Genomic DNA, 5,644 nt, shown 5'->3' with positions numbered 1-5,644 from the left:
GACGAGGATTTGACGTTGGACAGAGTCACGCGACGGTTCCGATCCGAAGGCGCGCAGGATTTGAAACGGTCGCGCGGCTCAACTCAGAGCCACATTGACGGCGCTTTCCGGCAAATCCTTTCCGAAGGAGCGCTGATAGAATTCCGCCACCAGCGGACGTTCCAGCTCGTCGCATTTGTTGAGGAAGGTGAGGCGGAAAGCGAAGCCGACATCGCCGAAAATGGAGGCGTTTTCCGCCCAGGTGATGACCGTGCGCGGGCTCATCACGGTGGAAAGGTCGCCGCCCATGAAGGCGTTGCGGGTCAGGTCGGCGACGCGGACCATTTTGTTGATGACGTCGGCGCCCTCCTTGGTCTTCTGGAAATCCTTGACCTTGGCGAGGACGATGTCGACTTCCTTGTCATGCGGCAGATAGTTCAGTGTGGTGACGATCGACCAGCGGTCCATCTGGCCCTGATTGATCTGCTGGGTGCCGTGATACAGGCCCGACGTGTCGCCGAGACCGACCGTATTGGCCGTCGAGAACAGCCGGAAGGCCGGATGGGGGCTGATGACGCGGTTCTGGTCGAGCAGGGTCAGGCGCCCCGAGACTTCCAGAACGCGCTGGATCACGAACATGACGTCCGGACGCCCGGCGTCATATTCGTCGAAACACAAGGCGACGTTGTGCTGCAAGGCCCAGGGCAGGATGCCGTCGCGGAATTCGGTCACCTGCTTGCCGTCGCGCAGGACAATGGCGTCCTTGCCGACCAGATCGATGCGCGACACATGGCTGTCGAGATTGACGCGGATGCAGGGCCAGTTCAGCCGCGCCGCCACCTGTTCGATATGGGTCGATTTGCCGGTGCCGTGGTATCCGGACACCATCACACGGCGGTTATAGGCGAAGCCCGCGAGAATGGCGAGGGTGGTCGTGCGGTCGAACAGATAATCGGAATCTTTCTCGGGGACGTGCTCGTCGGCGACCGAGAAGGCCGGGACCTTCATGTCGGAATCGATCTTGAAGACGTCGCGCACCGATATGGTCTTGTCTGGCAACCCCTGCGCCGACCCTGTGGAATGTGAAACTTGCATCGAACCTCCATCACCGCGCCGCCGATCGAAAAATCCGACGACGCCGGATCATGGCCGGCCAGCCTGAAACTTGGCCTCTGGTCCGTTTCGGACCCCGGCCCGCCGGCCCTAACCCTTTCGCATCACGATAACCTCGCCGCCTTGCCCGCCACAAGAGGCGGCAAAGCGGCGACGGCGAACCCGTAGAATTTCCGGCTGGCTAAACCGCGCGGAAAGACCTCAACACGTTATAGGCGTTGATGATCTCGCGCAGCCTGTCTTCATTCGACCGATCGCCGCCATTGGCGTCCGGATGCAATCTTTTGACCAGTTCCTTGTAGCGGGCCTTGATTTCATCCGGTCCCGCCTCGTCGTCCAGTCCGAGCGTATGCAGCGCCTTGTGGGCGACCACGCCATGCCGGGGCGTCCGCATGCCGCGGCGCTCCTTGGCGCCGGCGCCGCGCATGTTGAACGGGTCGCGCATCCGGTCCGACGCCGCCTCGCCGCGATTGGCGCCCATTTTCCAGGTCGGCCGGTGGCCGGTCAGCGCCTCTTTCTGATAGGTCAGCACCGCCTCGTCGCTCATACCGTGGAAATAATTATAGGTCGCGTTATATTCCCGGACATGATCGAGGCAGAAGCAGAAATACTGCCCTTCCCGCAATCGCCCCATCGGCGCGCGAAATTCGCCCGCCGCCTGACAGCCCGGATGCTGGCAGCGCGGCCCGGACGCGGGGGCTTGAGCCGCCTCCGCGTTGCGCCGCGTCCTGATCCGATCAAAGATGGGGGAATTGAGATCCATGTTCGACACAATATGGGCGAAGGCGGCGGCGGAGCAAGGACGCGAGCGCGATTAAATTGCTTGACTTGCTGGGCCGGGCCGACGCGACGCAATCAGGAGAATCATTATGCAGCCTTCCGGTAAACAGACCGTCCGCGACCGCATGGAGGCCAAGCTGACGGCCGCCTTCACGCCGCAATTCCTGAACGTGATCGACGAATCGCACAAACATGCCGGCCATGTCGGCCATGAGGGCGGCGCCGGCCACGGCGGCGAAACCCATTTCAGGGTCCAGATCGTCGCGCCCGGCTTTTCCGGCAAGTCGCGGATCGAGCGTCATCGCGCCGTCAATACGCTCCTCGCAGAGGAAATCGCCGGCGGCGTGCATGCGCTGGCGCTCGACATCAAGGCGCCCGGCGAGTGACGCAAATGCGGCGCGCCATAAAAGAGACGCAAAATCGCTGTTCACAGAAGGCTCAGCTTTGCTCTTTCGGCCGCTGGGCGCGATTGCGTTTCAACCGGAATGGTCCATAAGGTCGCTGCGGAACGGCTGTTTCCGTCCTGCGGCCGTTGTCATGCCGGCGCGCCGCGCCGAACCGCCGTTTCTCACTCTCTGCCGGCGCAGACCGGCCAGATTGGCGCCAGACGATGATGATTTCAGCCCGCCTCAGGTCCAAACAGGCTTCCCTGGCTCTTTTCACCCTTCTCGCGGCGCTGCAGGCGCCGCTGAGCGGGACCGCCCAGGCGGCGCACAAACGCCACGCCGCCGCCCACGCCAATCACGCCAAGAACGAAGCGCCCGCCGCGACCCATTACACGCCGCCGCCTTTCGTCGCCATGGATGTCGCGACGGGGCGGGTGATCGCGGCCCGCGACGCGACGAAGCCCTGGTATCCGGCCTCCGTCACCAAATTGATGACCGTTTACGTCGCGCTCAACGCGGTGCGCGAAGGGCGCCTGACGCTCGACACCCCGCTGGTGATCTCGGCGCGCGCCGCGAGCATGAAGCCGTCGAAAATGGGTTTCGCGCCCGGCTCCCAGGTCACGCTCGGCAATGCGCTCAAAATGCTGATGGTGAAATCGGCCAATGACATAGCGGTCGCCATCGCCGAAGGCGTTTCGGGCTCGGTCGAGGCTTTCGCCGGCGAGATGAACCAGACCGCCGCCGCGATCGGCATGCGCGAATCGCATTTCGTCAATCCCAATGGCCTGCCCGATCCCAGCCACTACAGCTCGGCGCGCGACATGGCGATCCTCGGCCGCGCGCTGCTGATCGGCTTCCCGCAATATGCCGATCTTTACAATATCGGCGCGCTGAAACTCGGCGAGCAGGTCATTCCGAATCATAACGGCCTGATCGGCCGCTATCCCGGCGCGGATGGCATGAAGACCGGCTTCACCTGCCCGGCTGGCTTCAACCTCGTCGCCAGCGCGACGCGCGACAATCGCAAGGTCATCGTGGTGGTGATGGGCGATATTTCGGCGCGGGTGCGCACCGCCCATGCGGCCGATCTGCTCGATCGCGCCTTTTCCACGTCAGCGCTGGGCGAGGCCGCCGTCGATCTGCCGGCGGTTGGCGGAACGCCGCCCGACATGCGCGGCGAAATCTGCACGCGGCGAAGCGGCAAAGCCATGCAGGAAGCGGAATCGGAGGATTTCGGCGGGCCGATCCAGCCCGCGCCCGGCGCCGCCCCCGCCATTCCGGGCAGCGGCGCGCTGATCGCCTCCTTACCCCGTCCGGTCACCGAGCCGATTCCTGTCTATGTCGGCGCGACGCCGGGCTATCAGGGTCCGGTCGCCGGGCCGCGCCCGGCCAATACGCCGATCGGGGCCATCGCTTACGCCCCGCCGCCGGAACATGCCGCCGCGGCGGCGCCGATCAAGCCGGATCCGAAGGCGCTGTCGATGAAGCGTGCGGGCCATGGCAAACATGAAGCCAAGGCGCAGAAGGGCAAGACGCCCGTCGCGGAGCACGGCAAGGCCGATCACAAGGCGGCCGCGAAGAAAAGCGCCAATGCGGCGAAGGCGGAGCACAAGGCCCCGGCGAAAGCCGCCGCCGCGAAGCCCACGGCCAGCAAGGCCGACAGCGCCGCCGCCAACGGTAAGACGAAACAGAATTGAGTGACGGGACTTCATTGAGCGACGGCGTTTCGGCCCGGCGCCCGCCGGGGCCCATTCCGGTCACAATCATCACCGGCTTTCTCGGCGCCGGCAAGACGACCCTGCTCAATCGCCTGCTGCGCGACCCGGCGCTGGCGCGAACCATCGTCCTCATCAATGAATTCGGGGAGATCGGCCTCGATCATCTCTTCGTCGAGAAAATCGACGGCGACATGGTGATGATGGCCTCGGGCTGCCTGTGCTGCACTTTGCGGGGCGATCTGATCGACGCGCTGGAGAACCTGCTGCGCCGGCTCGACAATGGCCGCATCGGCTCCTTCGACCGGCTCGTCATCGAGACGACCGGACTGGCCGATCCCGCGCCCGTGCTGCACACGATCATGAGCCATCCCTATCTGCTGATGCGTTTCCGTCTCGACGGCGTGGTGACCGTGATCGACGCGATCAATGGCGAGGAAACGCTGGCGGCTCATCCCGAGGCGGTCCGGCAGGCCGCCGTCGCCGACCGTCTCGTGCTGTCCAAGGGCGACCTCGTCGGGACAATGGGCGCAGAGGCTTCGTTCGCCCGCCTGAGCGCGCATCTGTCGGCTCTCAACCCGACGGCCCGGCTGATCGACCGGCCGGAGCTTTGCGACGCGGACCATCTGCTCGACGCCGGCCTTTACAATCCGGCGACGAAAGCGCCGGATGTCGCGCGCTGGCTCAACGCCGAAGCGCTCGCCGAAAGCCATCACCACCACGATCATCATCACCACGACGTCAATCGCCACGGCGAATCGATCCGCGCCTTCTGCCTGACCAGCGAAAATCCGTTGCCTTTATCGGCCTGCGATCTTTTTCTGGAGATTCTCCGCAACGCCCACGGCCCGAACCTGCTGCGCGTCAAGGGCGTCATCGCTTTGGCCGACGATCCCGAGCGGCCGCTGGTCATTCACGGCGTCCAGCATATTTTTCATCCCCCGGCGCGCCTCGATTCCTGGCCCGACGCCGACCGCCAAACGCGCATCGTCTTCATCACCCGCGACCTGAGCCCGGAATTCGTTCAAGGGCTCTATGACGCCTTTGCCGGCAAGCCGGTCCTCGACCGGCCCGATGCGAAGGCGGTCGTCGCCAATCCCCTAAAGCCCTCTCCGGGTGGATTGCTGGCCTGAGACGCATGGTCGCCACGCTGGCGCGAAGCTTGATGGGGTGACCGCGCCGCCGGTCTTTCGCGCGTTTTTGTCTCGAATTGACCCAAAGGCGCCGTTGTGGCGCAGGGCGGCGGCCGGAATTGACGCTGGTGACGGATATAGTCGCACGAACGCAGCTTTCCCATTCGCCAGCCTTCGACAAGCTGGCGGACGACAGCTTGTCGCGTCGCCGTGGCGCGGCCCTTTTTGTCGAATCCCTCGACGCCGCCGGCGCGCAAGAGCATCAGGCGGCCTGGGCCGATCTCGCGGCCCGCGCGCTCGAACGCAATATTTTTCTCGAACCGGCTTTCGCCCTTCCCGCCGCGTTGCGGCTCGCCGGCCGCGCCGGCCTCCGCTTTCTGCTGGTCTGGGAGCGCGACGAAACCCTAGAGCAGCGTGCGAAAAAGTGGACGCCGGTTTTTCGTAAAAACGCTGCGAAAACAAAGGAATCTAGAGTCGAGGGGGGTTTAAAAGAAAAGCCAACAAAAGATACGCCCCCCCCCCCCAAGCAGCGGGGGGC

At 64.5% G+C, this 5,644-nt stretch carries 5 protein-coding genes and 1 pseudogene; 4 read left to right on the top strand and 2 right to left on the bottom strand.

Annotation, left to right across the window (positions count from 1 at the left end; all coding sequences use genetic code 11):
• Positions 1-78: 78 nt before the first annotated feature.
• Together cobS and ACE3S9_RS05770 are read right to left on the bottom strand one after the other, a co-directional pair.
• On the bottom strand, positions 79-1,074 hold the full coding sequence (gene cobS, locus ACE3S9_RS05775) for a cobaltochelatase subunit CobS (protein WP_374545488.1): 996 nt from the start codon (positions 1,072-1,074) through the stop codon (positions 79-81).
• A 199-nt stretch (positions 1,075-1,273) separates the two neighbouring features.
• Positions 1,274-1,717, bottom strand: a complete 444-nt coding sequence (locus ACE3S9_RS05770; protein ID WP_374545487.1) for a J domain-containing protein — start codon at positions 1,715-1,717, stop codon at positions 1,274-1,276.
• 244 nt (positions 1,718-1,961) lie between these two features.
• Here ACE3S9_RS05770 and ACE3S9_RS05765 point away from each other — a divergent pair, with 244 nt between their 5' ends.
• The 4 genes and pseudogenes from ACE3S9_RS05765 to ACE3S9_RS05750 form a co-directional block, all read left to right on the top strand.
• A complete protein-coding gene (locus ACE3S9_RS05765; RefSeq protein ID WP_374545486.1) occupies positions 1,962-2,258 on the top strand; it encodes a BolA family protein in 297 nt (98 codons plus the stop codon).
• A 224-nt stretch (positions 2,259-2,482) separates the two neighbouring features.
• The gene (locus ACE3S9_RS05760; protein WP_374545485.1) at positions 2,483-3,955 is read left to right on the top strand and encodes a D-alanyl-D-alanine carboxypeptidase family protein; all 1,473 of its coding nucleotides are present in this window, start codon (positions 2,483-2,485) and stop codon (positions 3,953-3,955) included.
• Between the two features lie 14 nt (positions 3,956-3,969).
• Positions 3,970-5,106 (top strand): GTP-binding protein, encoded by a 1,137-nt coding sequence (locus ACE3S9_RS05755; RefSeq protein WP_374545484.1) that lies wholly within the window; start codon positions 3,970-3,972, stop codon positions 5,104-5,106.
• Between the two features lie 119 nt (positions 5,107-5,225).
• Positions 5,226-5,644: pseudogene (locus ACE3S9_RS05750) on the top strand (hypothetical protein); the annotation flags it as partial.

Origin of the sequence: Rhodoblastus sp. (genome assembly GCF_041915505.1) — a bacterium.
In the GTDB taxonomy this organism is placed as follows: domain Bacteria; phylum Pseudomonadota; class Alphaproteobacteria; order Rhizobiales; family Beijerinckiaceae; genus Rhodoblastus.
Note: the sequence above shows the minus strand (reverse complement) of the source record. Positions and strands in the feature narration are given on the sequence as shown.